This is a genomic window from Gemmobacter lanyuensis (genome assembly GCF_014652355.1).
Lineage (GTDB): Bacteria > Pseudomonadota > Alphaproteobacteria > Rhodobacterales > Rhodobacteraceae > Gemmobacter > Gemmobacter lanyuensis.
In genome coordinates, this window is sequence record NZ_BMYQ01000017.1 from 401 (window position 1) to 16,356 (window position 15,956).

A 15,956-nucleotide genomic window follows, 5' to 3' on the forward strand; every position below is an offset into this window, starting at 1 on the left:
CGGGTTCATCGACATCTTCACATTCGCAAGATCAACCCCGCTCCCGTCCGCCTTCACGCGAACCTTCACGTTGTAGTCAATCACGCGCTTCACAGGCACCAATACCTTCATAAGGCGGTCTCCACAGCTAGGGTGTCAGGGGTACGCCACATAGAGCATGTAGCTTCGCGGCGGGTTAGAGTTGCTCGCAAAAGCGCTTGACCCGTTGAAGGGCGGTGTCGCTTCGAGGTGCGATTTTGAACGGGCGGCAAATGCGCCAGATGGCCGGTTTGTCTTGCAGCCTCTGACGCAAAGCCCCGGCGACCTGGCCGCGACAAACAAATCCTGCCTGATGATAGCCTCGGCACACACAATAAACCCCTTCCGGGCTTTGACGATTGCCCAAGCCAAGGACTTTCTTTCAGGTCGTCTGACAGCAGCGAAATCATGGCAGTAAATTCGGACAGTGGCGATGCGAGGTCATTTACAGGGGCAACCCGAATCTTCGGGCTTCGTCGTGATGATCTATCGGATAAAGACACTATGGTCAATGAAGTAAACACAAGTGTCTATTTTCCGTTCGGATAGATTCAGACTGCCACCCGCCTTGCATATTTCGGCGCGATTGCGACATTGAAGATGACGAGGTCTGCGGTGATGCACAAATGACAAAGCCGCCCCGGAGGGCGGCCGATAGCAGGCCCAGAAAAACCAACGGCGGGGAAGCCCCCGCCGTTTCAGATCTTTCTCAGGTGAGACGGACGCCCGACATTTCGGGTATCTTTCGCAGGGCCAGAAGCGTCGCTACACAGCAGACGATCACATACCACGCCGGGGCGAGGGGATCGCCGGTCGCGGCAATCAGCCAGGTCACGATGAACTGCCCGAAACCGCCGAACACCGCGACACCCAGGGCATAGACCAGCGACATGCCGGTGGCGCGCACCTCGACCGGGAAGATTTCCGCAACCGTCAGGATCACCGGCGCCGCACCACCTGCGTTCAGCGCACCCAGCACGACAACCACGGTCAGCAGGGTGCCGACCGTCGGCACGGCATTCAGCATCAGGAAGCCCGGCCAGATCAGCAGCGCGAGAAGGGCGTAGCTGACCCCGATCACCGTGCGGCGGCCCAGCCGATCCGACAGCATGCCTGCAATCGGCGACACAAGGAAGGTCACGCAGCCGGCGGTAATCCCGGCCATCAGCGCGGTGGTCGGCGCCATGCCGAGTTGACGGATCGCATAGGTCGACATGTAGAGCACCACCACCGCATTCGCCGCGGTGCCACCAATGATCAGCGTTGTCCCAAGGGTGATTTTGCCCAGATGCGACCGCAGGGCGAGGCCGAGCGAGCTCACCTCGCGGGTCTTGGGCTGTGTTTCATTGGCATGGGTTTCCTTCAGGGCGCGGCGCAGCCACAGCCCAACCGGCACGATCATCACACCCAGAAGGAAAGGCACGCGCCAGCCCCAGGATTGCAACTGTTCCGTGGAGAGGCTGGTGTTGAGCGTCAGCGCAAGACCAGCCGCAAGCATCACCGCGGCACCTTGGCTGGCCATCTGCCAGCTGCCGAAGAAGCCGCGTTCCTGCGGCGGCGCATATTCTGCCAGCAGGGTCGTCGAAGCACCGATCTCACCCCCGGCCGAGAAGCCTTGGATCAGGCGGCCCAGAACCAACATGACCGGTCCGAAAAGCCCGATCTGGTCATACGTCGGGGCAAGACCGATCATGCCGGTACCAATGGCCATCAGGAACAGGGTCAAAAGCGTGGCCGATTTGCGTCCCCGCCGATCAGCGTAAGAGCCGAGGATCATCCCCCCGAGCGGGCGCAGGAAAAAGCCTACGCCGTAGGTCGCAAAGGACAACAGTAGCTGCACCGTCGGATCCTGTGCCGGAAAGAACAGGGCACCGATGGTGGCCGCAAAGAAGCTGTAGATCACGAAATCGTAGAATTCGAGCGCATTGCCGATGGTGCAGGCGCTGATAAGGCGCAGGCGTCCCACGGCGGGTGCCGATTTGGCGCCGATCGTCGTCGTCATGGTATATCCCTCCCGCGCGGCAACGTCCTCCTGACCTGCCGCCTGACCAAATTGTTACTTTCAATAGTATTATTTTGCAACAAATTCATTTAGCGACTGTTGCGCGGATTTCCATCGCAGGAAAGACCAAAAGATCAAAGAGTTAACTGAACTCCGGGCGGGGGATCGCCCCGCCGGAGGGGAACAGACACAGCCGCACTTCGGCACGAATCTGTTTCAACCCGCCAAGGGTTGCAGCCCGAAAGAGGCCGCCGCACGCCGCAACGCCTCGGTCAACTGGGCAAAGCCCGCCTCCTCATCGGTGCCGACCGGAAAAAGCAGGGCGATATCCCGATGAGCATCGACCATCCGCAGCGGCGCAACCACCACCTCTTCGCGGTAGATCGCCTGCCTGCGGGCGAAAAGTTCGGGCAGGACGGCAACGCCTGTGCCCGTCGCCGCCATCAGAAGAATGGAATCGAGGCTTGTGCCTTCATAATCGTCCGACACCACGCCGCCACAAGCCGCAGCCAAGGCGTAGACGATCCGTGACAGCCGATGGCCGCGGTCAAGCGTCAGCAAACGGCGCCCCGTCAGCGCTTCGGGGCCGATTTCGGCCTGCCCGGCCAGCGGATCGTCCGTTGCCACGGCAACCCAGAGCTTTTCGTTGAAAAGCCGCTTCTGAATGGTGTTGGGATGGTCTTCGGGCGTGGAAATGATCGCGTCGAGACGCCCGGTCTTCAGACCGTCTTCAAGATTGCGGGTGTTTTCTTCGCGCACCAGAATACGCAGGTCAGGCAGGGTGCCGTGCAACCGTTGCACCACTTGCGGCAGAAGATAAGGCCCGATCGAGGGCAGAACCCCAAGCCGAAGCCGCCCCGCAAAGGGCAGGGCCGAAGTCATCGCGCCCCGAAGATTTTCAACCTCGGCGAGAATGCGCTGCGCGCGGCGGACAAATTCCTCGCCCTTGGCAGTCGCTACGGCGCCTGCGCGCCCGCGCTCAAAAAGCCGAACGCCAAGATCAGCCTCAACCTGGGCAATCTGCGCCGAAAGGCTGGGCTGGCTGACATGCAGGACTTCGGCGGCCAGACTGAACCGGCCGAGACGATGAACCGTGACGACATATTCAAGCTGCCGAAGGCTAGGCCGCATCTATAGTTTTATCCTATATTTTATGGCTGGTGATAGTATTTATCCTATGGCCAAATTTGGGGCAACAGCACGCCAACCGTTTAGGAGTGCGCAAATGCCCAATGCTCTCGACATGTTGGCGGGGAACCTTCTGGTCCCGACCATCCTGTTTTTCGTTCTCGGCCTGCTGGCCGCCCTTATCCGCAGCGACCTGTCCATTCCCGAAGGCGCGGCCCGGTTCATGTCGCTTTACCTGCTGCTGTCGATCGGGTTCAAAGGTGGACACAGCCTTGCCGATCATGGGCTGAAGCCCGATCTCTTCGCGGCCATCGGCGTGGGGGTGCTGCTTTCCTTTGCCATTCCCTTCATTGCCTTCGCGCTGCTGCGGATCATGACGCAGCTTGACCGCACCAATGCCGCCGCCGTCGCGGCGCATTACGGATCGGTGTCGATCGTGACCTTCGTTGCCGCGACCAGCCTCCTGGATCTGCGGGGGATCGCCTCGGATGGATATATGGTCGCCGTTGCCGCCGCGATGGAGGTTCCGGCCATCCTGTCCGGACTCTGGATCGCCCACCGGGTTGCGGGGCAGGGGAAAAGCGGTTCGGTGCCGATGCGCGAACTTCTAGCAAATGGTTCGATCCTGCTGCTTCTGGGCGCATTTGCCATCGGCTTCGTTACCCAGGACAAGGGCATGAAGATGATCGCGCCCTTCGTCGTCACACCGTTCACCGGCATCCTTTGCCTTTTCCTGCTCGACATGGGGCTTTCCGCCGGGCGCAGCCTTCTGAAGAACCGCCATCTGCTGACGCCCGGCCTGTTCGGGTTCGGCGTGGTCATGCCGCTGACCGGCGGGCTTATGGGCTGCGCGGCCGGGCATCTGATCGGGCTGCAACCGGGAAGCCTGTTCCTGCTGACCGTTCTGGCTGCGTCTGCCTCTTACATCGCGGTTCCGGCGGCCATGCGGATCGCCCTGCCGCAGGCGCAGCCGGGGGTCTATCTGACCCTTTCGCTGGGGGTGACTTTCCCCTTCAACATCACATTCGGCCTGCCACTCTACCTTACGCTTGCGGGGATGTGATCGCCATGGCTGGCCGGGCAGGGGCGCCGCTTCCTGCCCGGCCAGCTTGGTCGGACACCGTCGCAGTGCCACGACTATCTTATGGTTATGATCCCCAACCCCGGGGTGACACAGGGCTGCGAAGCGATTACCGGAGGCATGTTGTCTGCGCCCCGGCGGGCCAGACGTTCGGAGTAACAGAGGCCGAAGACAGCATGGCAGTTCCGGTGCGCAAAGCATTGGTCGCGGATCTTGAGCGCATCCTGCTGGCCCTGGCCTTCTGGCTCGGGCTGGCCGCCGGTCCGCTGCAGGCCGCCGATGACTGGATCGAGCGGCTCGGCCTGCTGCAAGATCCGGCCGCGAATTTTACACCCGATTCCGTCCGCGCCGGTCCTTTCCAATCCTATGACCATCAGCTGGCCTTGGGGTTTTCGCGGGCCGCCCATTGGGTTCGGGTCGAATTGCGCCCCTCGGCCGTGCCCTTGCTGCTGTCGATCGAGATTCCGAACCTGGACCACGTCCGTCTCCTCCGGCGTGACAAGGCCGGTGTCTGGCACACCACCGAAAGCGGTGACACCGTCCCCTATGCCGAGCGGCCCTGGCGATCTCCGTTTCTGGCGTTCCGGATCGAGCCCGAGCAGACCGGCCAACCGCTTTATCTGCGGATCCTGACGACCGGAACCACGGGGATCAACATCGCCGCCCGTCCCATTGAACAAGGGCTTTTGTCGGAACACCGGCACATGATCCTTGATGCGGCGATTTTCGGCTTGGTCCTGATGGCGATTGCGTTGTGCCTTTTGCTCTATGCCGTTTCGCGTCAGCGCATTTTTCTGGGCTTTTGCCTGACCCAAATGCTCTGGCTGGCGGAGGCAGTGACCTTCAACGGCTATACTTCGGTTCTGCTGCCGGGCACCCCGACGGACCGCATCTATTCAGTCCTCGGGTCAGCAAGCTTTCTTGTGGACATGTTCTTCCACATTGCGCTGGTCCGTCGGTTCCGTCCCGCCGCATGGGCCTTCTGGACCGCGACGGGGGTGGCGGTTCTGGGCCTTTTCGCCGTGCCGATCCTGTTTTTTCAGGACGTGATGCTGGCGATGCAGTTCCGCACCATCCTGTCGGCGATCTTTGTCGTACTGATGGCCGTCATGGCTTGGACGGCAAAGGCGCCCTCGGTCGTATCGGTCGGCATGTTGCGCACGGTCTATAGCGCGCTCGTATTGTCCATTTGTATCTGGCTATTGCCCATGTTGGGCTGGACCGCGCCTCTGTCGATCTCATTTCAGGCCATCATGTTGCAAGGGACGGTGAACCTTGCGCTCATCATGGCGATGCTCGCCTATCAGACCCTGCGGGAACGGCGGCTGGCCGAGGTGGCGTCCGAACGCATGCGCGATGCGGAAACCGAACGTCGCGTTCAAAGCCAGAGCCTCGAGGCGCAGCGCAATCTGACCTGGATGCTGTCGCATGAGGTGGGAACCTCGCTTGCCATCATCCGGCTTGCCCTGACGCGCGAGACGATTTCCGATCGCAATGCCCGCCGCATCGACAAGGCAATCAATGGGCTGGATCGCGTGATCCGCCATTGCCTTGATACGGACCGCATTCAGGCCGGGCAGTTGGCAATCAGCCCCCGGAAGCTCGATTTGACAGAGGTTGTTCTGGGCCTGCGCGAACAGTTCCACGGCCAGCGCCGGATCGCGGATGACGGGCTGCAAGAGCCGATCTTCTTGACGACAGACCCCGACCTGATCCGGGTCACGCTGACGCATATCCTTGAAAACGCGATAAAATATTCACCAGAAGATACCCCGATCCAGTTGCAGATCGCGCCCTTGGCCGATCGGGCGGGGGTCAGGATCACTGTCCGAAATGAACGGCTGGCCGGTCCTGCACCCGATGCCGGGCGCGTCTTCGACAAGTTCTACCGTGACCCGCATGTTCTTGCCACAAGCGGCAGCGGGCTGGGGCTGTTCATCGTGCGCCAGGTTGCAAAGGCTTTGGGCGGGTCTGCCAGGTTTCAGATCGAGGATGATTTCGCCATTCTGACACTGGACCTGCCGGATCTGACCGGAACACCGTCGGACTTGGCAGTTCCCCGTCTTCAGCGCGTTTCGGGCTGACCGCGCCTTTCGGCAAAGGCCGCAAACAGGGCCAGCGTCCGGGCGCTGACATGGTGCTCGATGCCCTCGGCATCCTGTTCCGCGGTTTCGGCATCCAGCCCAAGCCGGATCAGAAAGCGCACGACGATGTCATGGCGGACCCGACATTCCTCGGCCAGGGCGCGGCCCTGATCCGTCAGAAAGACCGAACGGTAGCGCGCGCGCATCACCAGCCCGTCCCGCGCCAGCCGGTCCAACGTCTTGGCCACCGTCGGCGCCGTCACGCCCAGCCGCGATGCGATGTCCACCGGGCGGGCCTCGCCGAAATGGGCGATCAGCTCGGCGATCAGTTCGACGTAATCTTCGGCCAGCTCGCTCCGCCGGGCTTCGCGCACGGCCTGAAAGGCGCCAGCCTGCGTTTCGGCGCTCCGCAGATCGTCCTCGGCGGAAAGGGGGGCGGGAACTGGTTTCATGGCACACTCCGGTCGAAGAACACTCTTGACACGAAAGGGGGGGCGGTATCAAGTTAGCACCGTCTAACTTTTCATGCATCAACCAACAACTCGACCCATTGACGGGGGCACGATCCAAGATGACCAGCAATGCCTGGCGGCAAAACCGCGACGAACCCTCCCTGTCCGAGGTGTTCCGCTCTGTCGTCGTTCCCAGTGGCGCCTCGCCCTTCCGCCGGTTTCTAGCCTTTGTCGGGCCGGGCTATCTGGTTGCGGTGGGCTATATGGACCCGGGCAACTGGGCCACGTCGCTCGCCGGGGGGGCGAAGTTTGGCTATACGTTGCTCTTTGTTGCGCTCTTGTCGAACATCATGGCGATCCTGCTGCAATCGCTTTGCGCGCGGCTGGCCATCGCCTCGGGGCGTGATCTGGCGCAAGCCTGCCGGGATGCCTATCCGCGCTGGGTGTCTTTCCCGCTCTGGATTTTTGCCGAGGCTGCGATCATTGCAACTGACCTGGCCGAGGTGATCGGCACCGCGATCGGCCTGAACCTGCTGTTCGGGATCCCGCTGGAAATCGGGGTTTTCATTACTGCGGCAGATGTGTTCCTGATCCTGTGGCTGCAAAATCGGGGCTTCCGCTATGTCGAGGCCTTCGTGATCGCGCTGCTGGGGGTGATAGCTGCCTGTTTCGTGGTGCAGATCGGGCTGGCAGATCCGGACTGGGGCGCCGTGATCCGCGGCTTTGCGCCCTCGGTCGAAATCGCCACCAACCCCGAGATGCTGTATCTCGCGCTGGGGATCATCGGGGCGACGGTCATGCCGCATAACCTCTATCTTCATTCCGGGATCGTGCAGACCCGGGCCTTCGGCACCCACCCCGACCAGAAACGCGATGCGCTGCGGATGGCCACCTGGGACAGCACGCTGGCGCTGATGCTGGCGCTGGGGGTCAATGCCTCGATCCTGATCCTTGCGGCGGCGGCCTTTCACACCAGCGGCAATACCGAGATTGTCGAGATCGATCAGGCCCATGCGTTGCTTTCGCCCCTGCTGGGCGGAGGAATCGCGCCGATGATGTTCGGGGTGGCGCTGCTGGCCTGCGGGCTCAATGCCACGGTCACGGCAACCATGGCGGGCCAGATCGTGATGGAGGGCTTCATCGCCTTCCGCATCAGCCCGGTTCTGCGCCGCCTGATCACCCGCGTTCTGGCCATTGCCCCTGCGGTTGCGGTGATCCTGATCTATGGCAGCCAGGAAACCGGCAAGCTGTTGATCCTCAGCCAGGTCATCCTGTCGTTCCAGCTGCCCTTTGCCATCGTGCCACTGGTGATGTTCACCGCAAGCCGGGCGAAGATGGGCGATATGGTGGCGCCGAAATGGCTGACGGCGGTCTGTGCGCTGGTCGCGCTGACCATCATCGGGCTGAACCTGAACCTGCTCAGTTCGATCATTTTGGGGGGCTGACCCCATCGCCCCACAGTATTGTGGGATGCAGAGGGCGGACGATGCGGCGCAAGGGGGCAGACGGCAGGCATCGCCAATCACCCCTTGGCGCATCCGGACAAAAAAGAACCGGCCCGCAAGAACGGGCCGGAGTTGAACGCAGCCAGCGGGGAGCCTTGCTGCGTAGGGTCAGAGATCCTCGCGTCCGCCGTCGCCCAGACGCAGGCCGCAATCGACCCGGTCAAAGCGACCGCCACCCAGATGAACCCAGTCCTTGCCAACCGAAGCCGCGAGGAATTCATCCCCGGCCCCGCGGGCCAGTTCGGCCTGCGGATGGTGCGGCAGAACCAGCATGCGTGCCAGGATCAGATAAGCAACAAAACCACAGGGAAAACCGATGACGAAGGCATATTGCGACCACATCGCCGCAAGCCCGCCCGCGATGACCCAGGCCAGCATCCCGGCCACGTTCACGCCGCCGGTATACCGGTATTGGCCCTGCGGATTGAACAGTTCCGGCACATTCACCTTGCGGCCACGGATCACATAGTAATCCGCCACCATGATGCCGCCGATGGCCGACAGGAACGCGCCATAATAGCCGAGGAACACAAAGAGGTTATCGAGGATCTCCCAAGGGAAGCAGAGTGTGCCGACAACCCCCGCCAGCGCGACGCCGGTCTTGTAGCTGACCGACCGCGGCGCGAGGTTGATGAAGGTCAGCGCCGCCGGGATCAGGTTGGCCGAATTGTTGGTGGACCATTGCGCGAGAACCACCAGTGCCAGCAGCACCACCAGCACAAGGCCCTGCGCATCGGCCTGGATCACCTCGATCGGGTTCCAGTTGCCGGTGGCAATGAATGAGACAGCCCCGATGCCCGCGATCATGGCCTGCGTCACCGGCAGCGCCACCAGCTGCGCCGCAAAGATATTGCGGTTGCGCTGGAAGAAGCCGCGTTCATGCGTGCGGGTTTTGACAAAGCGGGTCAGGTTCGGGATGTCGATGGCCATGGTGGACCAGAAGCCCATATTGGCGATGAACAGCACCAGCAGTGACATCTGCCCCTCGGCCCGGAAGGTCCAGATGTTCAGCCCCTTGGTCTGGGCGATGCCATCGAGCGAAAAATACATCCAGACCGAAATCGCGATGATCGCCGGGGCAGCCAGCGCGGCCAGCCGTTCGACCGACTTGATCCCCAGCATGGTATTGCCGATCTGCATCGCGCCGAAGGCCAGGTACCAGACGAACCAGTTGGAAAATCCGAAGAAATATTCCCCGATCCCGTTCAGCGCCAGCGCCCCCAGATAGGTCTGGATGCCGAACCACATTGCCGCCACGACCCCGCGTGACACGGCGGGAAGGTGGGTGCCGTAGATGCCGAAGGGCGCGCGCAGATAAACGGCAAAAGACAGCCCGTGTTCGGTGCCGATATCGGCCGTCAGGATCATGAAGGCGCCAATGGCGAGGTTGGCCAGAAAGATGGTCAGGATGACGGTTGCCAGCGAAAAGCCCCCGCCGATGCCGGTGGCGCCCAGTGAATAGGTGGCGATGATCACGGCGATGCCCACCCAGATCCAGGCATAGCCCAGCCAGCCGATCGGACGCTGGCTGGCCCTTGTGGGCAGGATGCTGTCTTCGATCAGGGCGGTGCGGGCGCCGGCCCTCTCGCCGGTCTGTTCGATCACGGTCATGTTGAAGTCCCTGTTGTTGGAATGAACGTCTTTGTCGTGCGCCCGTGGTTTCAGGCGCCCGCTTTCGTCCTTGGTATGGAAAGGGCCGCAGAAGCGGCCCTTTCGGTTTTGTCAGCGATGTTTCCGCAGGTTGGCGCGCAGTTTTTCCGTCGCGGCCATGTCCACAGTTTCCGCGTCAAGATCGATGGCCACGCCATAGACCTCGCGCGCGTGGGACAGGGTGCAGAACCCGTCCAGCACGTCTTCCAGCACCTTGATCGGCGGGCGGTTCAGCGGATCGCCATAGCCGCCGCCATTGGGGCTGTAATAGGTCATCACATCATCCGCCTGCACGGCGAGACCCGAGAATTTTGAGGGCATCTCGCGCAGCTCGCCGGGTTTGGCGGGATTGGTGATGGTGCAGCGCCCGACCACCCCGTCATGGCCACCAAAAATACCCCATGGCGCATCGGTATGGCGTTCGGATTCATGGGTGATGAAGGCGGGCGTCAGCACCCGCTGCGCCTTGACCACCCCGATCCCGCCCCGAAACTCGCCCGCACCCGGCGGCAGGTCGTCGCGCAGCTCATACCGATCGCAGATCATGGGGATATGCATCGCCAGGTCTTCCAGCGGGTTGTTGCGGGTATTGGCCATCAGGTTGTCGATGCAATCGGGCCCGTCCGACCGCGGTCGGCCGCCATAGGCGCCCTCATTCACCTCAAGGAAAACCCAGTAATCGCCCGAGGGTCGCACCCCCGAATAGGCCGCAAAGCTGATCGAGGCCGAAGAGCCCGCGATCACCCGATCGGGCATCACCGGCGCCAGCGCCCGGAGGATCAGGTCGATCATGCGGTTGCACTGGGTAAAACGGGCCTCGGCGCTGGCGGGGGCCTTGGGGTTGAAGATCGACCCCAGCGGCGCCGTCACCTTGATCGGGCGGAAGGACCCTTCGTTCGATGGCACCCGCGTGTCCGAGGTCGCGGCATCGAGCAGCAGCTTGCGGAAGCCCGCATAGGCGGCCACCTTGGTCGACCCTTCAAACGGCACGTTATAGGCGGTGGGTGTCTGGTCGGCCGATCCGGTCAGATCGACCTCCACCTCATCGCCGCGCACGCGGACAGTGACCTTGACCTTCAGCTGCTTGTCGCGGTTGCGGCCATCATCATCCAGCCAGCCTTCGGCCACATAATCGCCGTCGGGGATTTCGCTGATCCGCTGCCGGGTCATGCGTTCGGCATAGTCCATCAGCTGATTGGCGGCGGCAAAGACCATGTCCTCGCCGTATTTCTCCAGCAATTCGACAAAGCGTTTCGCCCCCAGGCGGGCCGAGGCGACCTGTGCCTCGATATCGGCCACCAGCTGCTGCGCCGCGCGGCTGTTGCGGCGGATGTAGTTCCACATCGAGGTATTGGGCTGGCCCTTGCGGTAAAGCTTGGTCCCGGCAAAAAGCATCCCTTCGGCATAGACATCGGGGACATCGATGATCAGGCCCGGTGTCGCCGCCCCGATATCGACATGGTGGGCGGTGTTCCCGGCAAAGCCCACGAGCCGCCCCTGAAAGAAGACCGGCACGACGATGGCGAGGTCCGGCGTATGCGAGGCGCCGTAATAGGGGTGGTTATGCACCACCACATCGCCTTCGTACCATTCGTCATCCTCAAGCGTCTGGGCGATGCCGCGCAGATAGCCGGGGATCGATCCGATGTGCATCGGCGTCGATTCCGATTCACACAGCGTGTTGAAGTTCACATCGAACAGGCCCGCGCCCAGATCCTGGCTTTCGCGGATGATCGACGAAAAGGACATGCGATAGAGCACATGGCCCATCTCCTCAGCGATGGTTTCAAAACTGCCGCGGATCACCTGCAGGGTGATGGGATCGACGGTGACGGCGGCGGCGGCGGGGTTGGTCATCAGGTTCATGGTCTGTCCCTTCCTTACGCGCCGACCGGGCGGATGCGGGTATTGCCGTAGTCCAGCGTCTCGGCCACATAGCCGGGCGGCACGAGGGTCGTGGCATTGTGCTGGTGCAGAAGTGCCGGACCCGGCACCCGATCCCCCGCGAACAGCTTGGTGCGGTCATAGCGCGGGGTTTCCAGCGTGCGGCCGTCGTCGAAGGTGGTGGGGCGCACGAACATCAGGGCGCGGTCGATGCTGCTGCCATCGGTGGGGGCGATGGTCGGGATCTCGATCCGCCGCACCGCGGCCGAACCAATGGCGCGCAGCGTGATCAGCTCCACCTCGGCCGTGCGATAGCTGTAGCCGTAATCCTGCTGATGCTGGTCGTGGAAACTGTCGGTGATGACATGGCGGTTTTCGGACGTGACCGGACCTTCGGGCATGGCGGCGCGCAGTTCGAACCCCTGACCGTGATAGCGGCATTCCGCAATGACGGTGATGGTCTGCTGATCGCGCGGGATGTCATCGCCATCCAGTTCCGCCTGCACCCGGTCGCGCAGCGTGGCCACGGCGGCGTTGATGCGGGCGTAATCAGCCGGGCCTGCCTTCATCAATTCGACGATGACGGCCTCGGTATGTTCATATTGCAGGTCGGTCTTCAGAAGGCCCACGGCGGCAGTGATGCCCGGCGCCACCGGCACGATGACATCCTTGCAAGACATTGCCTCGGCCAGGGCCACGCCATGCAGGGGACCTGCGCCGCCAAAAGGCATGATGGAGAATTCGCGCGGGTCGATGCCGCGGGCCACCGAATTCGACCGGATCGCCAGCGCCATGTTGTTGTTGATGATCTTGATGATCCCCAGCGCCGCTTCCTTGACGGTCATGCCCAGCGGGCGGGCGATCTTTTCTTCGATGGCCTTGTGCGACAGCGCCGCATCCAGTTTGAGGTCGCCCCCCAGTGCCATGTCGGGGTCAAGCCGCCCCAGCACGATCTGCGCATCGGTGACGGTGGGTTCGGTGCCGCCACGGCCATAGCAGGCCGGTCCCGGCTCGGACCCGGCCGACCGCGGGCCGACGTGGAAGGCCCCGGCCTCATCGATATAGGCGACCGACCCGCCGCCCGCGCCGATGGTGACCAGATCAATCATCGGTGTCAGCACCGGATGGCCCGAGACATAGGTATCGCGCGGGTTCATGATCTTCACGCTGCCGCCCGGAATGGTCGAGATATCGGCCGAAGTGCCGCCGATATCGACAGTGATGATGTTCGCCTCGCCGGCCATGGCGCCTTCCGAGGCCCCGCCGATCACACCCCCTGCAGGCCCTGACATCAGGATGCGGATCGGGCGTTTGGCGCAGGCTTCAACGGTCGAAACACCGCCATTCGACTGCATGATCCGCAGCTTGGAGGTAACCCCGGCCTCACGCAGGCGGGCATCCAGATCGCGCAGGTAGAAGGCCGTTTTCGGCCCGACATAGGAATTCATCGCCGCGGTCGAGAAGCGTTCATACTCGCGCATGACCTTGGCCACCTCGGACGAGAGGGTGACATAGGCGTCGGGCATCTCTTCCAGCACGATTTCCTTGGCGCGGCGTTCATGGGCATCGTTCAGGAAGGCGAACATAAAGCCGATGACGACCGAATTGATCCCGCGCTTGCGGAACAGGGCGCAGGCATCGCGCACCGCCTGTTCATCCAGCGGCGTTGCCACATCGCCCGACGGCGGCAGGATGCGTTCGGACACCGAGATGCGGTTGCGGCGTTTCACAAGCGGCTGGCTCTGCCAGGGCACGTCGAAATGCAGCGAGAAATTATAGGGGCGCTTGTGCCGCCCGATATGCAGGATGTCGCGGAAGCCTTCAGAGGTGATCATTCCGCATTCGGCACCATTATGTTCAATGGTGATATTGGTGGCCGTGGTGGTGCCATGCACGATGGTCTCCACCTCGGAGGGGGCGATCCCGGCCTTGCGGCAGATGCCCTGCACCCCGTCAACCACCCCGATCGACTGGTTTTTCAGCGTGGTCGGAACTTTGTGGTAGAACACCCCCTTCGCACATTCCAGCACGAGGTCGGTATTCGTTCCCCCCACATCGACGCCAATTCTGGCCATTGTCATCTCTCCTGTTGGCGATCCGCCTCTGACGGGCGGAATGAAGGGGCCGGGCCCGGTGACAGGCCCGGCCGGAAGGCTTATTCCGCAGCGATCTTCTGCGCGGCGAGGCTGTCGATATAGGCCACGCATTCATCGACGGTGTGGACGTCGCCGAATTTGGCGTCGATGTCGAAGAGGTTCCAGGCCACGGCGCCCGGCACGCGGTCGCCGATGCATTCCTTGACAGCGATGGTGCGGAAGCCGTCGGCGATGCCGTCACAGATCGTCTGGCGCACGCAGGCGCAGGCGGTGACGCCCGTCACAAGGATGGTGTCCACGTTGTTCGCGCGCAGGATGCCCGCCAGTTCGGTGCCGTGGAAGGACGAGGCGCGCTTTTTCAGCAGCGTGTATTCGCCCTCCACCGGGGCGATGCGGCTGTCGATGGCCCAGAGATCCTTGTTCTTCAGATCGACCACATCCACCGGGATCTTGTTGTGCCACAGACCCATGTCGGTGAAATCGGCGTTGCGGTCGGTGATCTCATAGGCGGTGGTCACATGCACCACCGGCAGATGCGCCGCGCGGAAGGCCTTGAGCAGCTTCTGCATGCCGGGGATGATTTCGTTGTCCATCTTCTCCTGATCGCAGGTGAAGGGGTTGCCCGGACGGGTCCAGGCATTGGCCAGATCGACGCTGACCAGTGCCGGACGCTTGCCGAACCCGACCCGGCGCTGGAAGCCGCGCTGCTGATAGAGCTTGCTTGCGGTATCAAAGGCCTCTTGCAGCAGCCGGTCCAGTTCCTTGGTGTCGACGTCGCTCATTTCGTTCTCCTGTCCTTGTCTATTGCAGCGCCGTCCATGCGAAGCGCCTGCGATGCGAGCGCCCGTCCGTGCCTTTTCTACAAGGGTTTGGGGCGGCTCTGTCAGGAAATCTGCCTGCAGAATTGACCAAGGGGAAATGGCGTGTCAGCAATTATTATTGCGCCTGGCGCATCAATCAAAAAGGACGAAAAACGGTGAGAAACCTGCCGGGCCTTGAGAATGTGCAGACCTTTTTGGCGCTTGCCCAGGAATTGAACTTCCGTCGCACGGCAGACCGGCTGAACCTTGACCAATCGGCGCTGACGCGACGGATTCAGAAGCTGGAACAGAGCCTTGGTTTCCGGCTTCTGGAACGCACCACGCGCGAGGTTTCGTTGACCCAGGCGGGGCAGCAGTTCTACCACGACAATGCCCATCTGATGCGCGGCTATGAGGAGGCGGTTCTTTCCGCCCGCCGCATTGCCGAAGGCAAGTCGGGCGTGCTGCGCGTGGCCTATATGGCCTTTGCCGCGACCGAGCTGATGCCCTCGGCCATGACGCGATTCCGCCACAGCCACCCCCATATCGACGTGAAGCTGCAATATATCCGCACGCAGGGCCAGAAGATCGCGCTAGCCAATGGCGAAGTCGATATCGGCTATATGATCGGCCCCTTCGACCACCCCGATTTCCAGACGCTGCAACTGTCGTCCGAGCCGCTTTATGTCGTGACGCCGCGCAACCACCCGCTGCTTTTGCGCCCCAAGGTCAGCCCCGCCGATCTGGCCGATCAGGACATCATCCTGGGCGACATGCGCGAATGGGAGGAATATCGCTGGCGTCTGAACGACATGTTCTCGGGCGAAGGTATCGCCCTGCGCGTGGCGCTTGAGGCGTCAAACACGCTCGCGCTGCTGGGGCTGGTCGCGGCGGGCCTGGGCGTGACGATCTACCCCGAAAGCCTGATCGGCTTTCTGGGCCGCAATGTCGAGGTCCGCCAGATCATGCACCCCGGCTTTCGGAGCAAGACCATTCTGGCCTGGAAGCGGTCGAACCGGTCGCCGCAGGTCAAGGCCTTTGTCGAGGTCGCCAAGCAGGTCGGATCACGCCATATGCCGCCAAGCCGTTAGCGCAGAGCTGCAAGGGCGGACACCACCGCGATCGCGCGCCTGAACAAGGTCAAGCGGCGCTCCGATGTCGTCGGGATCTTCCCCCACGAGGCCCCGATCATGCGCCTGATCGGCGCGGTGCTGTTCGAAGCCAACGATGAATGGCACATTTGCGCCGCGCGATGA

Annotated in this window: 11 protein-coding genes and 2 pseudogenes; 5 read left to right on the forward strand and 8 right to left on the reverse strand. The window is 62.4% G+C overall.

Annotated elements, in window-relative coordinates; genetic code table 11:
• The 3 genes and pseudogenes from IE101_RS19870 to IE101_RS17990 all read right to left on the reverse strand — a co-directional run.
• Positions 1-111: pseudogene (locus IE101_RS19870) on the reverse strand (electron transfer flavoprotein subunit beta/FixA family protein); the annotation flags it as partial.
• A gap of 616 nt (positions 112-727) precedes the next feature.
• A complete protein-coding gene (locus IE101_RS17985) occupies positions 728-2,020 on the reverse strand; it encodes an MFS transporter (protein ID WP_189635240.1) in 1,293 nt (430 codons plus the stop codon).
• Positions 2,021-2,236: 216 nt separating this feature from the next.
• A complete protein-coding gene (locus IE101_RS17990; protein WP_189635241.1) occupies positions 2,237-3,151 on the reverse strand; it encodes a hydrogen peroxide-inducible genes activator in 915 nt (304 codons plus the stop codon).
• Between the two features lie 94 nt (positions 3,152-3,245).
• On the opposite strand from IE101_RS17990, the gene IE101_RS17995 reads away from it, so the two are divergent.
• Positions 3,246-4,211 (forward strand): sodium-dependent bicarbonate transport family permease, encoded by a 966-nt coding sequence (locus tag IE101_RS17995; RefSeq protein WP_189635242.1) that lies wholly within the window; start codon positions 3,246-3,248, stop codon positions 4,209-4,211.
• Positions 4,212-4,405: 194 nt separating this feature from the next.
• Positions 4,406-6,313: a sensor histidine kinase gene (locus tag IE101_RS18000; protein ID WP_189635243.1), complete on the forward strand. Its 1,908-nt coding sequence runs from the start codon at positions 4,406-4,408 to the stop codon at positions 6,311-6,313.
• On the opposite strand, the gene mntR is transcribed toward IE101_RS18000, so the two are convergent.
• Positions 6,295-6,765, reverse strand: a complete 471-nt coding sequence (gene mntR / locus IE101_RS18005) for a manganese-binding transcriptional regulator MntR (RefSeq protein ID WP_189635244.1) — start codon at positions 6,763-6,765, stop codon at positions 6,295-6,297. The two genes, IE101_RS18000 and mntR, sit on opposite strands and share 19 nt — an antisense overlap.
• A 119-nt stretch (positions 6,766-6,884) precedes the next feature.
• Here mntR and IE101_RS18010 point away from each other — a divergent pair, with 119 nt between their 5' ends.
• Positions 6,885-8,210: an Nramp family divalent metal transporter gene (locus tag IE101_RS18010; RefSeq protein ID WP_189635245.1), complete on the forward strand. Its 1,326-nt coding sequence runs from the start codon at positions 6,885-6,887 to the stop codon at positions 8,208-8,210.
• 168 nt (positions 8,211-8,378) lie between these two features.
• Here the strand turns inward: IE101_RS18010 and IE101_RS18015 are convergent, their stop codons facing one another.
• From IE101_RS18015 to IE101_RS18030, 4 genes are all read right to left on the reverse strand, one after another.
• Positions 8,379-9,881 carry an NCS1 family transporter gene (locus tag IE101_RS18015; RefSeq protein WP_189635246.1) on the reverse strand — a complete coding sequence of 501 codons (1,503 nt, stop codon included), beginning with the start codon at positions 9,879-9,881 and terminating at the stop codon, positions 8,379-8,381.
• A gap of 111 nt (positions 9,882-9,992) precedes the next feature.
• Positions 9,993-11,786, reverse strand: coding sequence for a hydantoinase B/oxoprolinase family protein (locus tag IE101_RS18020; RefSeq protein WP_229804295.1), 1,794 nt, complete (start codon positions 11,784-11,786; stop codon positions 9,993-9,995).
• A 14-nt stretch (positions 11,787-11,800) separates the two neighbouring features.
• Complete coding sequence (locus tag IE101_RS18025) at positions 11,801-13,879, reverse strand: hydantoinase/oxoprolinase family protein (protein ID WP_189635247.1); 2,079 nt, start codon at positions 13,877-13,879, stop codon at positions 11,801-11,803.
• Between the two features lie 80 nt (positions 13,880-13,959).
• Positions 13,960-14,682: an isochorismatase family protein gene (locus IE101_RS18030; protein WP_189635248.1), complete on the reverse strand. Its 723-nt coding sequence runs from the start codon at positions 14,680-14,682 to the stop codon at positions 13,960-13,962.
• Between the two features lie 194 nt (positions 14,683-14,876).
• Here IE101_RS18030 and IE101_RS18035 point away from each other — a divergent pair, with 194 nt between their 5' ends.
• Both IE101_RS18035 and IE101_RS18040 read left to right on the forward strand, forming a co-directional pair.
• Positions 14,877-15,791, forward strand: a complete 915-nt coding sequence (locus IE101_RS18035; protein ID WP_189635249.1) for a LysR family transcriptional regulator — start codon at positions 14,877-14,879, stop codon at positions 15,789-15,791.
• A gap of 21 nt (positions 15,792-15,812) precedes the next feature.
• A pseudogene (locus tag IE101_RS18040) lies at positions 15,813-15,941 on the forward strand (transposase); the annotation flags it as partial.
• Positions 15,942-15,956: the final 15 nt, after the last annotated feature.